Raw genomic sequence first — 15,656 nt, 5'->3', positions numbered from 1 at the left:
ATACAATCGGCTGTTTTTCATTGAATTCAGCGCGATCAAACGGAAACTGGATTGATCGGCGCAAAATTGCCAGGGATAACTGCATGTTCGATCGCTCCGTCGAGGCCCCCGCGAAGCCTGCTCTGCTGAAAAACCCCGGCGACCAACACCATCCGCATTCACAGCTTCACGCCGAAGAGACGGCAACGGCCATCGGGCGCAACCCCTCGATTGAGTACCGCGCCGATATCGACGGCCTGCGCGCCATCGCCGTGCTGCTGGTGTTGATCTTCCACGGCGGCCTGGCGTTGTTTCCGTCGGGATACATCGGCGTCGACATTTTCTTCGTGATCTCCGGGTACCTGACCACCTCGATCATCATGACCTCGCTGGCCAAGGGTACGTTCAGCTTCACGGGCTTTTACACGCGACGCATCTGGCGCCTGCAACCGGCAATCATCGCCCTGCTGATCGCAACATTGCTGATCACCACGCTGCTGTATCTGCCCAGCGACTACGTCGACTTTCTCAAAAGCGAAAAATACACATCGCTGCTGATTTCGAATCAGTACTTTTCCAAAGTGACCAGCGGCTACGCGACGCCGGATGCTGCAAGTCTGCCGCTGCTGCACACCTGGTCTTTGGCCATCGAATGGCAATGGTATCTGGCCTTGCCACTGGGCCTCTGGCTGCTCAACCGTTACGTAGCGAAAAGAGTTTTCAAAGCCACGGTGCTGGGTCTGACCCTCGCGGCAATGGCACTGGCGTTGTACCTGTCGTACGCCTATCCCGACCGCAACTATTACTTCTTCACCGCACGTATCTTTGAATTGATGATCGGTTCCTGCGCAGTCATTTTCAGCAGCGAGACGTTCCGGCTCAAGCGCCTGAACGCTTCGCTGATCTGTGCGCTGGCGTTGGCGACGCTGTTCTACTGCGCGACGCGCGAAGATATCTTGTCGGGTTTTCCCGGCTACCACGCCATCGCCGTGTGCCTGGCCACGGCCGTGCTGCTGTTTCGCGGCATCGGAGATGCCAGCGTGACCTCGAAGTTACTGGCGTTCCGGCCGCTGGTGTTTATCGGCACGCTCTCCTATTCACTGTACGTGTGGCACTGGCCGATTCTCGCCGTGACGAGCTACCTGGGCATCGCCCTCACCCCGCTGGTGCAGCTGGTGTACTTCGGCGCGACCTTCGTCATCGGCTATCTGTCATTCGTGCTGATCGAAAACCGTTTCCGCAAGGCGCGCGCTGGCTTCGGAAAAACCCTGATCGGGCTGATGATCGTGCCGGCGATTGCCTTGTCGCTGTTGCATTCGGCGGGTGACCGGAGCGAGGGCTGGCCGAACCGCTTCAATCAGGGCTCGAACAATTTGTTCAACGGTTTGAAAGCGTCGGTGCCGGCCAACCGGGAAGCGTGTCTGGGCGTGAGCGACGGCACCGATCCTGGCTGCATCATGGGCGCCGCACAGGCCAGGCCTCAGGTTCTGTTGATGGGGGATTCCTACTCGAATCATTATTGGGGTTTCGTTGAAACGCTGGCCAAGGACGCGAACCTCGCCGTCCTCGCGCAGGGATATCCGGCCTGCCTGGCGCTGCCGAACATCTACCTCTACAACTGGTACAAAGCGAAAAACGCGCTGTATCAGAAATGCCACAACGCTGCGCAACGCTACTACGAAATGATCGCCAGCCATCATTTCCGCTACGTGATTATCGGGCAGTTCTGGGAGGCCTATCTCACCGATGCCATCGTCACCCGCCTGGAGGATCCGCGCAGTGTCGAACTGTCGCAACAACGCCTCGGCGTCGCGCTCCGCCAAGCCCTGGACATCATCGTCAAGTCCGGCGCAACACCGGTGTTCCTGATGAATACCCTGCCGATGCCGACGGGGATCAACGAGTGTTTATTGAAACAGGTGAAGTTGCGCGGCTTGCTCGGCAGTGCCGAACAGAGCATTCAATGCGCATCGGTGCCTTGGTCAAATGACGAAGATCCGACATTGGCCCGGTTGCTCAGCGAACTGCAGGGCGAATACCCGAGCCTGATCGTCATCGATCCGAAAAGCCTGCAATGCAAGGATGGCGCTTGCGCGACCACGGTCGATGGCTTGCCGGTTTATCGCGACCTCGGTCACATGACCGATTACGCCTCTTACCGGTTTGGTGAAATGTACCTCAAGCGCTTTGGCAATCCTTTGAAGAGTGGTCAATAACCTTGAAGAGCTTCGCGAACAGGCGCGCTCCGACAGGGCATAGGGCGGCTATGCTGATGGCGCGGCGATCCGGTTGATGCCTGTGAAGAATATTGAGCAACCGATCAATATTCAGCACAAAAACCACGTATCCTTCGCGCCCCGTTCAACCCTCAACCTGCGAGGACAGCTTGGCTAAAGGTATCGCTCTATCGGTTTCGGCATCCGTGCTGTTTGCCGTCATGTATTACTACACTTCGTTGCTCACACCGTTGAGCGGTGTGGAGATCTTTGGCTGGCGGATGCTGCTGACCGTGCCGTGCATGACCGTGTTCATGCTGGTTTCCGGGGAATGGCGGCGGGTTGTCGAGCTGGTGCGCTTGATGGCGGCGAGGCCGAAATTGATCGGCGGCTTGATCATCTCCGCCGCGTTGCTCGGCGTGCAGCTGTGGCTGTTCATGTGGGCGCCGCTGAACGACTACAGCCTCGATGTCTCGCTGGGTTATTTCCTGCTGCCACTGGCGATGGTGCTGACCGGGCGGATTGCCTACGGCGAGAGCCTGTCGTATCTGCAAAAGATCGCGGTGTTTTTTGCCAGCCTCGGCGTGCTGAACGAGCTGTATCAGGTGGGCGGTTTTTCCTGGGCAACCCTGGTGGTCGTGGTCGGCTATCCGTTGTACTTCGTACTGCGCAAATACCTTCAGACCGACAACCTCGGTGGTTTGTGGGTCGACATGACCTTGATGCTCCCGGTCGCCTGGTGGTTCGTGCAGGGCGGCGAGCAAGGCTTGGGCGTGTTTGACCAATATCCCGGGTTGCTCTGGCTGATTCCGCTGCTCGGCCTGATCAGTGCCTCAGCGTTAGTGGTGTACATCATCGCCAGCCGCTTGCTGCCGTTCAGTCTGTTCGGCTTGTTGAGTTATGTTGAGCCGGTGCTGCTGCTCGGCGTGGCGTTGTTGCTCGGTGAAAGCATCAAGTCCGGGGAGTGGCTGACCTATATCCCGATCTGGATGGCGGTGGTGGTGCTGGTTTTCGAAGGCTTCAAGCACCTGATGCGACAAAGCCGCCCATAAGCCAAACACAAAAAAATGTGGGAGCCAGCCTGCTGGCGATTGCGATCTGTCAGTCAACTTTTATGCTGAATCTGAAGTCGCTATCGCCAGCAGGCTGGCTCCCACAATGTTTATCGGTGCAGCGGTTTACTCGGTCGTCAGCACACCACGACGCACCTGGTCGCGCTCGATCGACTCGAACAGTGCCTTGAAGTTGCCCTCACCGAAACCATCGTCGCCTTTGCGCTGAATGAACTCGAAGAACACCGGGCCCATCAGGGTTTCCGAGAAGATCTGCAGCAGCAGACGCTTGTCGCCCTGCTCCGATGCGCCATCGAGGAGGATACCGCGCGATTGCAGTTGGTCGACCGGCTCGCCGTGGTTCGGCAGGCGCCCTTCGAGCATTTCGTAGTAGGTGTCCGGCGGTGCCGTCATGAAGCGCATGCCGATCTTCTTCAACTGGTCCCAGGTCTTGATCAGATCGTCCGTGAGGAACGCGACGTGCTGGATGCCCTCACCGTTGAACTGCATCAGGAACTCTTCGATCTGCCCGGCGCCCTTGGACGATTCTTCGTTCAGCGGGATGCGGATCATGCCGTCCGGTGCGGTCATCGCTTTCGAGGTCAGGCCGGTGTATTCGCCCTTGATGTCGAAGTAGCGAATTTCACGGAAGTTGAACAGCTTCTCGTAGAAGTTCGCCCAGTAGGCCATGCGACCGCGGTACACGTTGTGGGTCAGGTGATCAATGATCTTCAGGCCGGCACCGACCGGGTTGCGGTCTACGCCGTCGATGAACACGAAGTCGATGTCATAGATCGAACTGCCTTCGCCGAAACGGTCAATCAGGTACAGCGGCGCACCGCCAATGCCTTTGATCGCCGGCAGATTCAGCTCCATCGGACCGGTTTCGATATGAATCGGCTGCGCGCCGAGTTCCAGTGCGCGGCTATAGGCCTTTTGCGAATCCTTGACGCGGAACGCCATGCCGCAAACGGACGGACCATGTTCGGCGGCGAAGTACGAGGCGACGCTGTTCGGTTCGTTGTTGAGGATCAGGTTGATCGCGCCCTGACGGTACAGGTGCACGTTCTTGGAACGGTGGGTGGCGACTTTGGTGAAGCCCATGATCTCGAAGATCGGCTCCAGCGTGCCGGGAGTCGGCGATGCGAACTCGATGAACTCAAAGCCCATCAGGCCCATTGGGTTTTCGTATAAATCTGCCATGGTGACGCCTCATCATTTCTAATCAATCAACCGGGGGTTTATTGGCGAGTCATGCTGAGGGCGCTGGGCGGCGCGCAGGAAATGCCACGCACACTGCGGGCGAGGAAGTCACCGTAGATCAGTTGAAACCCGAATATCTTCATTGTCGACCCAAGGCTCTTGCGGGCGAGGCTTCTGCTGCCAGAAGACGATTATTATTGTATGCGTAACCCGATTCTACACAGCGTAAACCGGCTTGTCTGCTGCCCCTATGAAATCCGCTTTTTTGCGTCTGTCGCAAGGGGTTTGTTGCACAGGTAGATGCCGCCGAGAATCAGCGCACCGCCCACGCACATGGTCGGCGTCAGTTGTTCGCCCAGCAGCAGCGCGCCGAAGATCACCGCCGTAAGCGGGTTGAGCGCGATAAACACGCCACTGCGCGTCGCGCCGATCTTGCGGATGCCGTGGTAATAACCGATGTATGCCAGCGCTGAACCGAGCACACCAAGGTAGGCAAGGCTCAGCCATTGCGGCGCGCCCAGATCATTCAGTGCTGTCCAGCTCAGTTCGCCGCGCGCTGCCGCCAACAGGCATAACATCAGCGTGCCAATCATGACTGAGTACGTCACCGTCTGCACCGGGCCTAACGACTGATTCAGTTCACGCGAAAACAATGAATAACCACCCCAGCCCAGCACGCACCCCAAGATCAATAAATCGCCCATCCATGCGTCGGGCGTCGCCGCCAGTAATTGCGGATTACGGCTGACGATCACCAATGCGGCGCCGACGATGCAGATCACGATACCTGCGGTTTTCATTGAGCCCAGGCGCTCCTTGAACAACCACCACGAAGCAAGACCGATTACCGCCGGGTTCAGCGCGACGATCAACGAAGCGCGCGACGCGTTTATGTATTGCAGGCCGTAGAAGAAGCACAGGTTGTAAAAGAAAATCCCGAAGAACCCCAACAATGCCAAGCGCAACCACTGGCGGGCAGTCGGGCGGACAAGCGCAATTCGCGTCAGCCATAAAAAGCCCAGCAAGGCCAGGCTGGCCAGCAAAAAGCGCAGGCTGGCCGCAAACACCGGATTCAGACTGCTGCCCAGAAACCGGCCGGCGACGAATGTGCCGCCCCAGATCATCGTTACCCCGGCGAGGGTCAGATAAACCGGAACGTCGGATGATGTTTTTCCAGGGTTGTGCATGTAGTCGAGGCTCGAAAGGTTGCAGATGCCTTATGATCGACCTCATTCGCGTTCATCGTAAAATGAGCAAATACTCATGACCCTTACGCAACTGGAAATCTTCTCGCTGGTCGCCGAACTGCGCGGTTTTACCTTGGCTGCCCATCGCTTGGGGATTTCCCAGTCGGCGGTGTCCCACGCGTTGAAATCACTGGAACAGGAACTTGGCGTCGAACTGCTGCGCCGGCATCAGTCACAAGTAGAGCTCAGTACCATCGGCGAGCAATTGCTGCTGCGCGCCCGTGCGATGCTCGGCCTGGCCAATACATTGCGTCAGGAAGCCGCCGATGCGCGAGGGATGAAAAGCGGCACCTTGCGCATCGGCTCGTTCGGGCCCACCTCGTCGATCAAGCTGCTACCGGCCATTCTGCGGCGCTATCGAGAAGCCCATCCGGGCATCGAAGTGCACGTTGACGAAGGACCGGATCGTCAAGTGATTCAATGGCTGGAGGAGCGACGCATCGACATCGGCTTCGTGGTATTGCCAGAGGAGCGCTTCGACACATTCACTTTGATCGAAGACCAGATGGTCGCCCTGCTGCCGCCCGATCACCCGTTGGCAAGGCACCCGGCGTTAAGCCTGAAAGATTTGTGCGAGGCGCCATTCGTGCTCACCGAGGCCGGCTCTTCGGAACTGGTGTCGCGACTGTTCATGGCCGCACGCCTGCAACCGAATATCCGCTACCGCTGTGCGCAACTGCTCAGTACGCTCGATCTGGTCAGCCGTGGCGACGCTATCACCATCGTCGCCGAAGGCTCATTGCCACAAACGCAAGACAGCGCTTTCGTGAAGAAGCCATTGTTGCCTGCGGTCAAGCGTCAGGTCGGACTCGCCGTTCTTGATCGGCGCCAGGCATCACCCGCCACGCTGGCGTTTATCGAAATGGCGACGCGGATCCATCATCGCTGAGCAGCGCGAGCGCGTCGTTCGATCTATCCTCGCTTCTGGCTGACTGTGTTTGTACAGCGCGCCGAGCTTCGCCCACTCCATCGCGACAGGATGCGCCCATGCCGTTGACCGTCAGACCCCGCCGCAAACGCAGCACGCGCATCATCGTCACGCTGCTGAGCGGGCTGCTGCCGCTAGTGCTCGGCTGCCTGATTCTACACTCGCAGGCGCAGCGCACGCTGGAACAGAGTTCCCAGGAAACCGCCGATCAGGCCTTGCGCCAGTTTGAACTGATGCTCGACAACACCGCCCAGGCGGCACATGAGTTGCTGCCCCTGGCCGGCCAGACTTGCGAAAGCGTCAAGCTTGCCCTGCGTGAACAAGTGACCCGCCGCCCGTTCGTGCGCTCGACCAATCTGGTCTGGGACGACAACCTCTATTGCAGCTCGCTGTTTGGCGACTACCAGGAAGTCGTGAATGCCGGCGACTACAACCAGGGCAAATTGTGGCTGATGAACGGCAACCCGGTGACACCGGACACCGCGCTGCTGGTGTATCGACTCAGCGAAGGCCGCGGTGGCGCGTTGACCACGCTGGACGGTTATCACCTGAGCAACATCCTGCGGCTGATCGGACGACAGACGCTGCTGGTTCTACAGGTGGGTGATAACTGGCTAGCGGCTGAGGGCAAAGTCCACGCCAGCGCCCTCCCCGCACTTCCCGTTGCGCCGACGACGCTGGTTTCATCGCGCTATGGGTTTAGCGTCAGCGCCGGTTTCGCCAAGGGTGAGACCTGGCGCTACATGGCTGCTGAGTACCCGCCGTTGTTCAGCCTGCTGATCTTCTTCGGCGCGGTCTCGGGCGCGATCGGCCATGTTGTGCAGAAGCGCTCGACATCGCCAAGTCACGAGATGCTTCGCGCGCTGGAGGCGGGTGAGTTCGTCCCCTACTTTCAGCCTGTGGTGCATGGCGACAGCAAGGCCTGGTCGGGGGCCGAGGTGCTGATGCGCTGGGCTCATCCCAAGGAGGGTCTGGTGCGACCGGACCTGTTCATTCCGTTCGCCGAACATTCGGGACTGATCGTGCCAATGACCCGCGCGCTGATGCAGCAAACCGCTGCGCTGCTGGGACCGCTGTCATCGACCTTCACTGCACCTTTTCACATTGGCATCAATATCACCGCCAGCCATTGCCGGGACCTGGAGCTGGTGGAGGACTGTCGGCTGTTTCTCGCCGCATTCTCGCCCGGCAGCATCAGCCTGGTGCTTGAATTGACCGAGCGCGAACTGATCGAACCCACCGAGATCAGTCGTCAACTGTTTGAGCACCTGCATTCAATGGGCGTGAAGATCGCCATCGATGACTTCGGCACCGGGCACTCCAGCCTTGCCTACTTGCGCAAATTCAACGTGGATTTTTTGAAAATCGATCAGAGCTTCGTTGCCATGATCGGCATCGACGCGCTATCGCGGCACATACTCGACACGATTATCGAACTGTCGGCCAAGCTGGATTTGGGTATTGTTGCTGAAGGTGTCGAAACCCAGGCACAGGCCGACTATCTGGCCGCGCATCATGTTGATTTTCTCCAGGGATATCTGTTTGCCAAACCGATGCCCGCAGCGGATTTCATCGACGCATTAACTCATCGTTAACTAAGCTGTTTCAAGACGAGCGTACCGATAAGGCGCACCAATTTGATACAAAAGACCACTGTTGTTACATCAAGACAACATCAGGATTTACTCTTGGCGCATTAACTACTACAATTTTTTCAACCTGAGCAAAATTCGCAGGTGAGCCATTATCACCGAGTCGCTTCACGGCTCTTGGCTTATAGCATTGTTTGCGGTTGGTATCAGCCAAACACACTATTGGAGTAAAGATATTGTCCAGACTCGCTGAATTTCGTGCAGCTGAAAAGGCCCTTCAGGAACAGCTCAAGCAGCTCGAATCGCTGAAGAACGACGCCGGGCTCAAGAAAGAAATCGAATTCGAAGAAAAGCTCCAGGGGCTGATGAAAACCTACGGCAAAGGCCTGAAGGACATCATCGCCATCCTCGATCCAAACCCGGCAAAATCCGGCCTGCAGACCGCTGCAGCACCTAAAACCCGCCGCGCTCGTGTGGTCAAGGTCTATCAGAATCCGCACACCGGTGAACTGATTGAAACCAAGGGCGGCAACCACCGCGGCCTGAAAGCCTGGAAGGAACAATACGGTGCCGGCACCGTTGATTCGTGGTTGCGCGGTTAATTCGCCAATCGATTAAAAGCCCTGCATCAAGCGGGGTTTTTTTATTGACAATATCTAACAAATGAAATGAATTTCATCGTACAACTTGCGACTTTTGTGTAACGTTTATGAGCCAGCGGCTAAACAGTTTGCTGCTTGATGTTGCCAGACGGCGCTACGATTAAACTTTAGTCTTAATCCCTTCCGGTATCTAACCGTCTCGTGCAGAACAGCGGCTTAAAGTTTCAAGCTGTTTCTCACCGCCACTATCTCGTCTGCACTGGCTTTATAAGCCTCGGCCTGCCCCGCATACGAAAGTACATAGGCCTTGTCCGCCTCGACTGCCGCGACGAGGGTTTGCGACAGTACATGTCGTCCGTTTTCAGTGATCGTACAAGTGGTTTCCAGCGCAGACAAAGATCCCAGTGTCGCGGCGTGCACTTTGTTGCAGACACTCTGGTAGCCGCTTTGGAAAAAATCCTTCTGAATTGATTTGCGCATCTCCAGCAGCACGCCCGGCAAATTGACTTGATGGTCCTTTTCGACTTCGGTCATGGTCAGCTCCATCACCATCACCTGATTGCCATCGGCATCCGTTTTTACCGCCCGTTGACGGGAAACCTGCGCAGTCGCCGCAGGCAGCGCTTCGACCTGCCAGCCGGCTGGCCAGGTGATAATCGGCTCGTCCGCAGACACGCACACAGTCACGAACGACAATGCAGAAAATACACAGAAGGATTTGAACAGTCGGATCATCGCCGCAAGCACTCGCAGATTGAGCGGTAAAGTCTGAGGCTCGCCCGGGCGCAGGGCAAGTCTGCCCTTTCATTTGGCGATGCCGGCAGGCATGCGTATCATTGCGCCCATCACTCGCCCATAGTTATTGGAGGGCCCATGAGCCTGCACGAACTCAACACATTCCCCGGCGTCACCGCCACCCCGGACAGCGCAACCCGCAACTTCGTTTTCAACCACACGATGCTGCGCGTCAAAGACATCACCAAGTCCCTGGACTTCTACACCCGCGTACTGGGTTTCTCGCTGGTCGAGAAACGCGACTTCCCGGAAGCCGAATTCAGCCTCTATTTCCTTGCTCTGGTCGACAAATCGCAAATCCCCGCTGACGCCGCTGCTCGCACCGAATGGATGAAGTCGATTCCAGGGATTCTCGAATTGACTCACAACCACGGCACCGAGAACGATGCCGAATTCGCCTATCACAATGGCAATACCGACCCGCGTGGTTTCGGCCATATCTGTATTTCCGTGCCGGACATCGTTGCGGCGTGTGCACGCTTTGAAGAACTGGGTTGCGATTTCCAGAAGCGCCTGACTGATGGACGGATGAAGAGCCTGGCGTTTATCAAGGATCCGGACGGTTACTGGGTTGAGATCATTCAGCCTGCGCCGTTGTAAGAAGTGAAAAGCCTTGGAAGCCCCTCACCCTAGCCTCTCCCGGAGGGAGAGGGGACTGATTGGGGGGATGTTGAAGAATTACGCCGACTTGAACGATTCGCGGTGAATCCATAATCGACCGGCTCTCTCAGGTCGATGGATGACTTCAGACACCTCGGTCGGCTCCCTCTCCCTCGGGAGAGGGCTGGGCGGGCGGCGTTCCGATGAGGGGTGGCTTTCCACGCGCAATAAAAAACCCATGATCGCTCATGGGTTTTTTCGTTTTTGACCTGGCAGTTACGCCGGGGCCGAAGTGCGAATCAAATGATCGAAAGCACTCAGCGAAGCCTTGGCGCCCTCGCCCACCGCAATCACGATCTGCTTGTACGGCACGGTGGTCACGTCACCGGCAGCGAAGATCCCTGGGATCGAAGTCTCGCCACGGTTATCGACAATGATCTCGCCACGCGGCGACAGCTCGATGGTACCTTTGAGCCAATCGGTGTTGGGCAGCAGACCGATCTGCACGAAGATGCCTTCCAGCTCGACCGTGCGCAGCTCATCGGTCGTACGATCCTTGTAACGCAGACCGTTGACCTTCTCGCCGTTACCGGTGACTTCAGTGGTTTGCGCACTGGTGATCACGGTGACGTTTGGCAAACTGTGCAGTTTGCGCTGCAACACGGCATCGGCGCGCAGCTGGACGTCGAATTCCAGCAACGTGACGTGCGAGACGATACCCGCCAGGTCAATGGCCGCTTCAACGCCGGAGTTACCACCGCCGATCACCGCGACACGCTTTCCTTTGAACAGTGGACCGTCGCAGTGAGGGCAGTACGCCACGCCTTTGTTGCGATATTCCTGCTCGCCCGGCACGTTCATTTCACGCCAGCGCGCACCGGTCGCCAGGATCACGCTCTTGGCTTTGAGTGTCGCGCCGCTGGCGAAGCGGACTTCATGCAGCTCGCCGTTCCTGCCAGGGATGAGCTGATCGGCGCGTTGCAGGTTCATGATGTCGACGTCGTATTGCTTGACGTGTTCTTCCAGCGCGGTCGCCAGCTTCGGCCCTTCGGTTTCCTGTACGGAAATGAAGTTCTCGATGGCCATGGTGTCGAGCACCTGGCCGCCGAAACGCTCAGCCGCAACGCCGGTGCGAATGCCTTTACGCGCCGCATAGATCGCTGCCGAAGCACCGGCCGGGCCACCGCCGACGACCAACACGTCAAACGCTTCTTTGGCACTGATTTTCTCGGCCTGACGCTCGATGGCGCCGGTGTCGAGTTTGGCGAGGATCTCTTCCAGGCCCATGCGGCCCTGACCGAAGTTCTCGCCGTTGAGGTAGATGCTCGGCACAGCCATGATCTTGCGATCGTTGACTTCGTCCTGAAACAACGCGCCGTCGATGGCGACGTGGCGGATGTTCGGGTTGAGCACGGCCATCAGGTTCAACGCCTGGACCACGTCCGGGCAGTTCTGGCAAGACAATGAGAAGTAAGTCTCGAAGCTGAACTCGCCTTTGAGCGAGCGGATCTGCTCGATCACTTCAACACTGGCTTTCGACGGGTGGCCGCCGACTTGCAACAGGGCCAGCACCAGCGAGGTGAATTCGTGGCCCATCGGAATACCGGCGAAACGCAGACTGATGTCGGCGCCTGGACGGTTGATCGAAAACGACGGCTTGCGTGCATCGTCTCCGTTGTCGATCAAAGTAATCTGGCTGGAAAGACTGGCAACGTCTTTCAGCAGGTCGTGCATTTCACGGGATTTCGCACCGTCGTCGAGGGATGCAACGATCTCGATCGGCTGGGTGACCCGTTCCAGGTACGATTTCAACTGGGCTTTAAGATTGGCGTCCAACATACGGGCGATTTCCTTTATTTGAGGCGAAAAAAAGCCCGAGCGAATCTCGCCCGGGCATTTTTATTGGGCGGTGCAGCTAACTAGAAAGGTGCGGCGTGCCGCCCTGCGTTGCGTGTCACAGACTTAGATCTTGCCGACCAGGTCCAGGGACGGAGCCAGAGTGGCCTCGCCTTCTTTCCACTTGGCCGGGCAAACTTCGCCTGGGTGTGCAGCGACGTACTGAGCAGCCTTGATCTTGCGCAGCAGCTCGGAAGCGTCACGGCCAACGCCGCCATCGTTCAGTTCAACGATTTTGATCTGGCCTTCAGGGTTGATCACGAAGGTGCCGCGGTCAGCCAGGCCAGCTTCTTCGATCAGCACGTCGAAGTTGCGCGAGATGACGTGGGTCGGGTCGCCGATCATGGTGTATTCGATCTTGCCGATGGCTGGCGAAGTGTTGTGCCAGGCAGCGTGGGCAAAGTGAGTGTCGGTAGAAACACTGTAGATCTCTACGCCCAGTTTCTTGAATTCAGCGTAGTTGTCGGCCAGGTCTTCCAGTTCGGTTGGGCAAACGAAGGTGAAGTCGGCTGGGTAGAAGAACACCACGGACCACTTGCCTTTCAAGTCAGCGTCCGAGACTTGAACGAAGTCGCCGTTTTTGAACGCGGTAGCTTTGAACGGTTTTACTTGGCTGTTGATGATAGGCATCGATGACTCTCCGTCAGGGGTTATGAAGTTGATGGGTGAATCCTACCCACTCACTCGACGGAACGCTCATTGGCAAACCTGATGCTGCTGATTTGTTTTCGCTATTAGCTGACTGTATTAATAGAAGAAAACGATCTCTACGCTTGATCCGGCTTATCCATAATCCGAGCCATTCCTTGGAATGGGCTGACTTCAACATAGCGCATCGCCGATTTCATGTCCTTCCAGCCGACGTAACTCATCAGCGACTTCAGGTCCCAACCCGCTTGATGAGCCCAAGTGGCAAAACCGCGGCGCAACGAGTGACTGGTGTAACCCTCGGCGGCGATCCCGGCACGCTGCAACGCCTGGCGCAGCAACGGGATGATGCTGTTGGCGTGCAGCCCCGCCTCGTTCAGATTGCCCCAGCGATCGATGCTGCGAAACACCGGCCCGCGCACCAGCGCCGCCTCAGTAATCCAATCGATATAGGCCTGCACCGGACACAGCTTGAGCAGCGCCGGGGCTTGATACGTCTGCCCGAGGTTTTCCCGATCACCCTTGCTGCGCGGCAGATACAAGGTGATGCCTTTGCCGGCGTGCGCTTGAACATGCTCGATCTGCAGGCGGCACAGCTCATCGCTGCGAAAGCCACGCCAGAATCCCAAAAGAATCAACGCACGATCGCGGTACGCCTTGAGCAACGCCGGGCGATCCTGTTGCTCGCGCGCGGTTTGTCCCTCCTGCTCAAGCCAATCGATGACCCGCTGCAAGTCCTGCAACTGCAACGGCTCGGCTTGTTTCTCCTGTGCCGGATGCAACGCGCGAATACCCTTGAAGACCTTGCGCACCACCGGCGCCTTGGTCGGGTCGGCGAAACCCTGACTGTTATGCCACTGCGCCAGCGCCGACAAGCGCAACTTCAAGGTATTGATCGACAGCTCAGAAGCGTGAGCAACCAGATAGCGCGCAACGCTGTCAGCGGTCGCCGGCAAAAACCCGCCCCACTTCACTTCGAAATGCTCGATGGCTGCGCGATAGCTGCGGCGCGTGTTGTCGCGGGTGGCGGCTTGCAGATAGCGATCCAGATCGCTCATGGGCTGTTTTCTCGCTGGCGTACTGGTTTGAAGATGAAGATGTGCATTTTGCCGTGTGACATTGGGTAATACCAGAATATCCCGCCTGTAATTTTCGATGTATTTCACTTTTATGCCGGCATGGTACACTGTGCATATCAGTGGCATGTACCACAGTACGTAACCGTAGGAGTTCACATGGCCCGTGGCGGCATTACCAAAGCGCTGGTGCAGATCGCGCGCACCGCAATTCTCGCGCGCGGCGAACACCCGAGCATCGATGCAGTACGCATCGAAATGGGCAACACCGGCTCGAAAACCACCATCCACCGCTATCTGAAAGAGCTGGATGACGGCGCGCAACCGGCTGAAGCCTCCGCTGAGCCGATCGATGACGAGCTGACCGCCCTCGTCTCTCGTCTTGCCCAGCGCCTGAAAGAGCAGGCGCAGGAGCCGATCGAGCAGGCGCGCGAACAATTCGAGACGCAACGTGAAGCGCTGGAAGCAGAGCTTGCGCAGACCCGGCAGGCGCTGGAAAAGCTCGAGCACGAGCACGACATTCAAGGCGCTGCACTGGAACGCGAATCCGAAGCGCTGAACAGCACCCGCTCGATGCTGCAAACCGAGCAGACGCGCAACGCCGGGCTCAATCAGGCGCTGGCCGATTTTGAATTACGCTTGCAGGACAAGGACGAGCAGATCCGCTCGCTGGAAGAAAAGCACTTGCACGCTCGCGATGCGCTGGAGCACTACCGCAACGCCAGCAAGGAACAACGCGAGCAGGAACAGAGCCGCCACGAAAGCCAGGTGCAGCAGATTCAAGCCGAGCTGCGCCAGGCGCAACAAAGCGCGCTGATGCGTCAGGACGAGATCACTCAGTTGCACCGCGACAACGAGCGTCTGCTCACCGAGAACCGTGGCACCCAGCGCGAGCTGAGCCTGCTGCAGGATCAGCTCAAGCAAAGCAACTTGCGCCAGGATCAGTTGCTCGAACAAGCCACGCGCGTCGACAGCGAACGCACCCTCCTCCAGGAGCGCCTGCGCGTCGCCTCACTGGAAAGCCAGGCACTCAAGCTGAGCGTCGACGAGCAAACGCAGCTCAATCAGTCACTGGAAAAGGAATTGACCAAAGTTCAGGCCAGCCTGGAAGACAGCCAGCGTCTGGCGGCTGCCGTTGCGGCAGCGCCAGAACCGAAAGGCGCTTAAGCGCTGACCGGCGTACGCATGGTGACAAACTCTTCGGCGGCCGTCGGGTGCACCCCGATCGTGTCGTCGAAGTCGCGCTTTGTCGCGCCAGCCTTCAACGCGATGGCCAGCCCCTGGACGATTTCGCCGGCATCAGGGCCGACCATGTGGCAACCGAGAACCTTGTCGGTCTTGCCGTCGACGACCAGCTTCATCAGGGTCTTCTCCTGACACTCCGTCAACGTCAGCTTCATCGGCCGGAAGCGGCTTTCGAAAATCACCACCTCATGACCCGCCTCTCGCGCCTGATCTTCAGTCAAGCCGACCGTGCCGATATTCGGCAGGCTGAACACCGCCGTTGGAATCATCTTGTAATCCACCGGACGGTAATGCTCCGGCTTGAACAGACGCCGCGCCACGGCCATGCCTTCCGCCAATGCCACCGGCGTCAGTTGCACGCGGCCGATCACATCACCCAGCGCCAGAATTGATGGCTCAGTGGTTTGGTACTCGTCGTCGACCTTGATGAAACCCTTGTCGTCCAACTGCACACCGGTGTTTTCCAGGCCCAGGTTGCCAATGATCTGCACCGTGCCGGTCGGCGCGAATTGCGCCAGCAGCACGGTGATCGCACCGAGCGGGAACAGCAGAACCAGCAGGTTCTCCACCGGAATTC

Annotated in this window: 14 protein-coding genes; 7 read left to right on the top strand and 7 right to left on the bottom strand. The window is 57.9% G+C overall.

What is annotated here, in order from left to right; translation table 11 throughout:
* Positions 1–83 precede the first annotated feature (83 nt).
* The gene (locus ACYYKW_RS18340) at positions 84–2,195 is read left to right on the top strand and encodes an acyltransferase family protein (protein WP_464990762.1); all 2,112 of its coding nucleotides are present in this window, start codon (positions 84–86) and stop codon (positions 2,193–2,195) included.
* Positions 2,196–2,365: 170 nt separating this feature from the next.
* On the top strand, positions 2,366–3,247 hold the full coding sequence (gene rarD, locus ACYYKW_RS18335; protein WP_093101766.1) for an EamA family transporter RarD: 882 nt from the start codon (positions 2,366–2,368) through the stop codon (positions 3,245–3,247).
* Positions 3,248–3,373: 126 nt separating this feature from the next.
* Here rarD and hppD read toward each other — a convergent pair whose 3' ends face one another.
* The gene (hppD, locus tag ACYYKW_RS18330; RefSeq protein ID WP_093101767.1) at positions 3,374–4,450 is read right to left on the bottom strand and encodes a 4-hydroxyphenylpyruvate dioxygenase; all 1,077 of its coding nucleotides are present in this window, start codon (positions 4,448–4,450) and stop codon (positions 3,374–3,376) included.
* A 248-nt stretch (positions 4,451–4,698) separates the two neighbouring features.
* Positions 4,699–5,637 carry a DMT family transporter gene (locus ACYYKW_RS18325; RefSeq protein WP_464990761.1) on the bottom strand — a complete coding sequence of 313 codons (939 nt, stop codon included), beginning with the start codon at positions 5,635–5,637 and terminating at the stop codon, positions 4,699–4,701.
* Positions 5,638–5,713: 76 nt separating this feature from the next.
* On the opposite strand from ACYYKW_RS18325, the gene ACYYKW_RS18320 reads away from it, so the two are divergent.
* The 3 genes from ACYYKW_RS18320 (at position 5,714) to ACYYKW_RS18310 (ending at position 8,819) form a co-directional block, all read left to right on the top strand.
* Complete coding sequence (locus tag ACYYKW_RS18320; RefSeq protein ID WP_464990760.1) at positions 5,714–6,586, top strand: LysR family transcriptional regulator; 873 nt, start codon at positions 5,714–5,716, stop codon at positions 6,584–6,586.
* Positions 6,587–6,684: 98 nt separating this feature from the next.
* Positions 6,685–8,220 carry an EAL domain-containing protein gene (locus tag ACYYKW_RS18315; RefSeq protein ID WP_464990759.1) on the top strand — a complete coding sequence of 512 codons (1,536 nt, stop codon included), beginning with the start codon at positions 6,685–6,687 and terminating at the stop codon, positions 8,218–8,220.
* Positions 8,221–8,453: 233 nt separating this feature from the next.
* Positions 8,454–8,819: a histone-like nucleoid-structuring protein, MvaT/MvaU family gene (locus ACYYKW_RS18310; protein ID WP_090283274.1), complete on the top strand. Its 366-nt coding sequence runs from the start codon at positions 8,454–8,456 to the stop codon at positions 8,817–8,819.
* Positions 8,820–9,035: 216 nt separating this feature from the next.
* Here the strand turns inward: ACYYKW_RS18310 and ACYYKW_RS18305 are convergent, their stop codons facing one another.
* Positions 9,036–9,554 carry a DUF4946 domain-containing protein gene (locus tag ACYYKW_RS18305; protein ID WP_464990758.1) on the bottom strand — a complete coding sequence of 173 codons (519 nt, stop codon included), beginning with the start codon at positions 9,552–9,554 and terminating at the stop codon, positions 9,036–9,038.
* Positions 9,555–9,692: 138 nt separating this feature from the next.
* Here ACYYKW_RS18305 and gloA point away from each other — a divergent pair, with 138 nt between their 5' ends.
* Positions 9,693–10,214, top strand: coding sequence for a lactoylglutathione lyase (gene gloA / locus ACYYKW_RS18300; protein WP_090283272.1), 522 nt, complete (start codon positions 9,693–9,695; stop codon positions 10,212–10,214).
* A gap of 276 nt (positions 10,215–10,490) precedes the next feature.
* Here the strand turns inward: gloA and ahpF are convergent, their stop codons facing one another.
* The 3 genes from ahpF to ACYYKW_RS18285 form a co-directional block, all read right to left on the bottom strand.
* Positions 10,491–12,053 (bottom strand): alkyl hydroperoxide reductase subunit F, encoded by a 1,563-nt coding sequence (gene ahpF, locus ACYYKW_RS18295; RefSeq protein WP_336354814.1) that lies wholly within the window; start codon positions 12,051–12,053, stop codon positions 10,491–10,493.
* Positions 12,054–12,176: 123 nt separating this feature from the next.
* Positions 12,177–12,740: an alkyl hydroperoxide reductase subunit C gene (ahpC, locus tag ACYYKW_RS18290; protein WP_016774916.1), complete on the bottom strand. Its 564-nt coding sequence runs from the start codon at positions 12,738–12,740 to the stop codon at positions 12,177–12,179.
* A gap of 137 nt (positions 12,741–12,877) precedes the next feature.
* Positions 12,878–13,816, bottom strand: coding sequence for a site-specific integrase (locus ACYYKW_RS18285; protein WP_093101773.1), 939 nt, complete (start codon positions 13,814–13,816; stop codon positions 12,878–12,880).
* Positions 13,817–13,993: 177 nt separating this feature from the next.
* On the opposite strand from ACYYKW_RS18285, the gene ACYYKW_RS18280 reads away from it, so the two are divergent.
* Complete coding sequence (locus ACYYKW_RS18280) at positions 13,994–15,001, top strand: DNA-binding protein (RefSeq protein ID WP_464990757.1); 1,008 nt, start codon at positions 13,994–13,996, stop codon at positions 14,999–15,001.
* On the opposite strand, the gene ACYYKW_RS18275 is transcribed toward ACYYKW_RS18280, so the two are convergent.
* Positions 14,998–15,656, bottom strand: a 659-nt coding sequence (locus ACYYKW_RS18275) for an FAD-dependent oxidoreductase (protein ID WP_464990756.1), incomplete at its 5' end; no start/stop codon positions are given. The two genes, ACYYKW_RS18280 and ACYYKW_RS18275, sit on opposite strands and share 4 nt — an antisense overlap.

The organism is Pseudomonas sp. 15C (assembly GCF_055484735.1).
Note: the sequence above shows the minus strand (reverse complement) of the source record. Positions and strands in the feature narration are given on the sequence as shown.

What these genes read in the sequence shown, in the direction of transcription:
- ACYYKW_RS18340 (WP_464990762.1), top strand. Translation starts at nt 84, where the DNA reads ATGTTCGATCGCTCCGTCGAGGCCCCCGCGAAGCCTGCTCTGCTGAAA.
- hppD (WP_093101767.1), bottom strand. Translation starts at nt 4,450, where the DNA reads ATGGCAGATTTATACGAAAACCCAATGGGCCTGATGGGCTTTGAGTTC.
- ACYYKW_RS18325 (WP_464990761.1), bottom strand. Translation starts at nt 5,637, where the DNA reads ATGCACAACCCTGGAAAAACATCATCCGACGTTCCGGTTTATCTGACC.
- ACYYKW_RS18320 (WP_464990760.1), top strand. Translation starts at nt 5,714, where the DNA reads ATGACCCTTACGCAACTGGAAATCTTCTCGCTGGTCGCCGAACTGCGC.
- ACYYKW_RS18315 (WP_464990759.1), top strand. Translation starts at nt 6,685, where the DNA reads ATGCCGTTGACCGTCAGACCCCGCCGCAAACGCAGCACGCGCATCATC.
- ACYYKW_RS18305 (WP_464990758.1), bottom strand. Translation starts at nt 9,554, where the DNA reads ATGATCCGACTGTTCAAATCCTTCTGTGTATTTTCTGCATTGTCGTTC.
- gloA (WP_090283272.1), top strand. Translation starts at nt 9,693, where the DNA reads ATGAGCCTGCACGAACTCAACACATTCCCCGGCGTCACCGCCACCCCG.
- ahpF (WP_336354814.1), bottom strand. Translation starts at nt 12,053, where the DNA reads ATGTTGGACGCCAATCTTAAAGCCCAGTTGAAATCGTACCTGGAACGG.
- ahpC (WP_016774916.1), bottom strand. Translation starts at nt 12,740, where the DNA reads ATGCCTATCATCAACAGCCAAGTAAAACCGTTCAAAGCTACCGCGTTC.
- ACYYKW_RS18285 (WP_093101773.1), bottom strand. Translation starts at nt 13,816, where the DNA reads ATGAGCGATCTGGATCGCTATCTGCAAGCCGCCACCCGCGACAACACG.
- ACYYKW_RS18280 (WP_464990757.1), top strand. Translation starts at nt 13,994, where the DNA reads ATGGCCCGTGGCGGCATTACCAAAGCGCTGGTGCAGATCGCGCGCACC.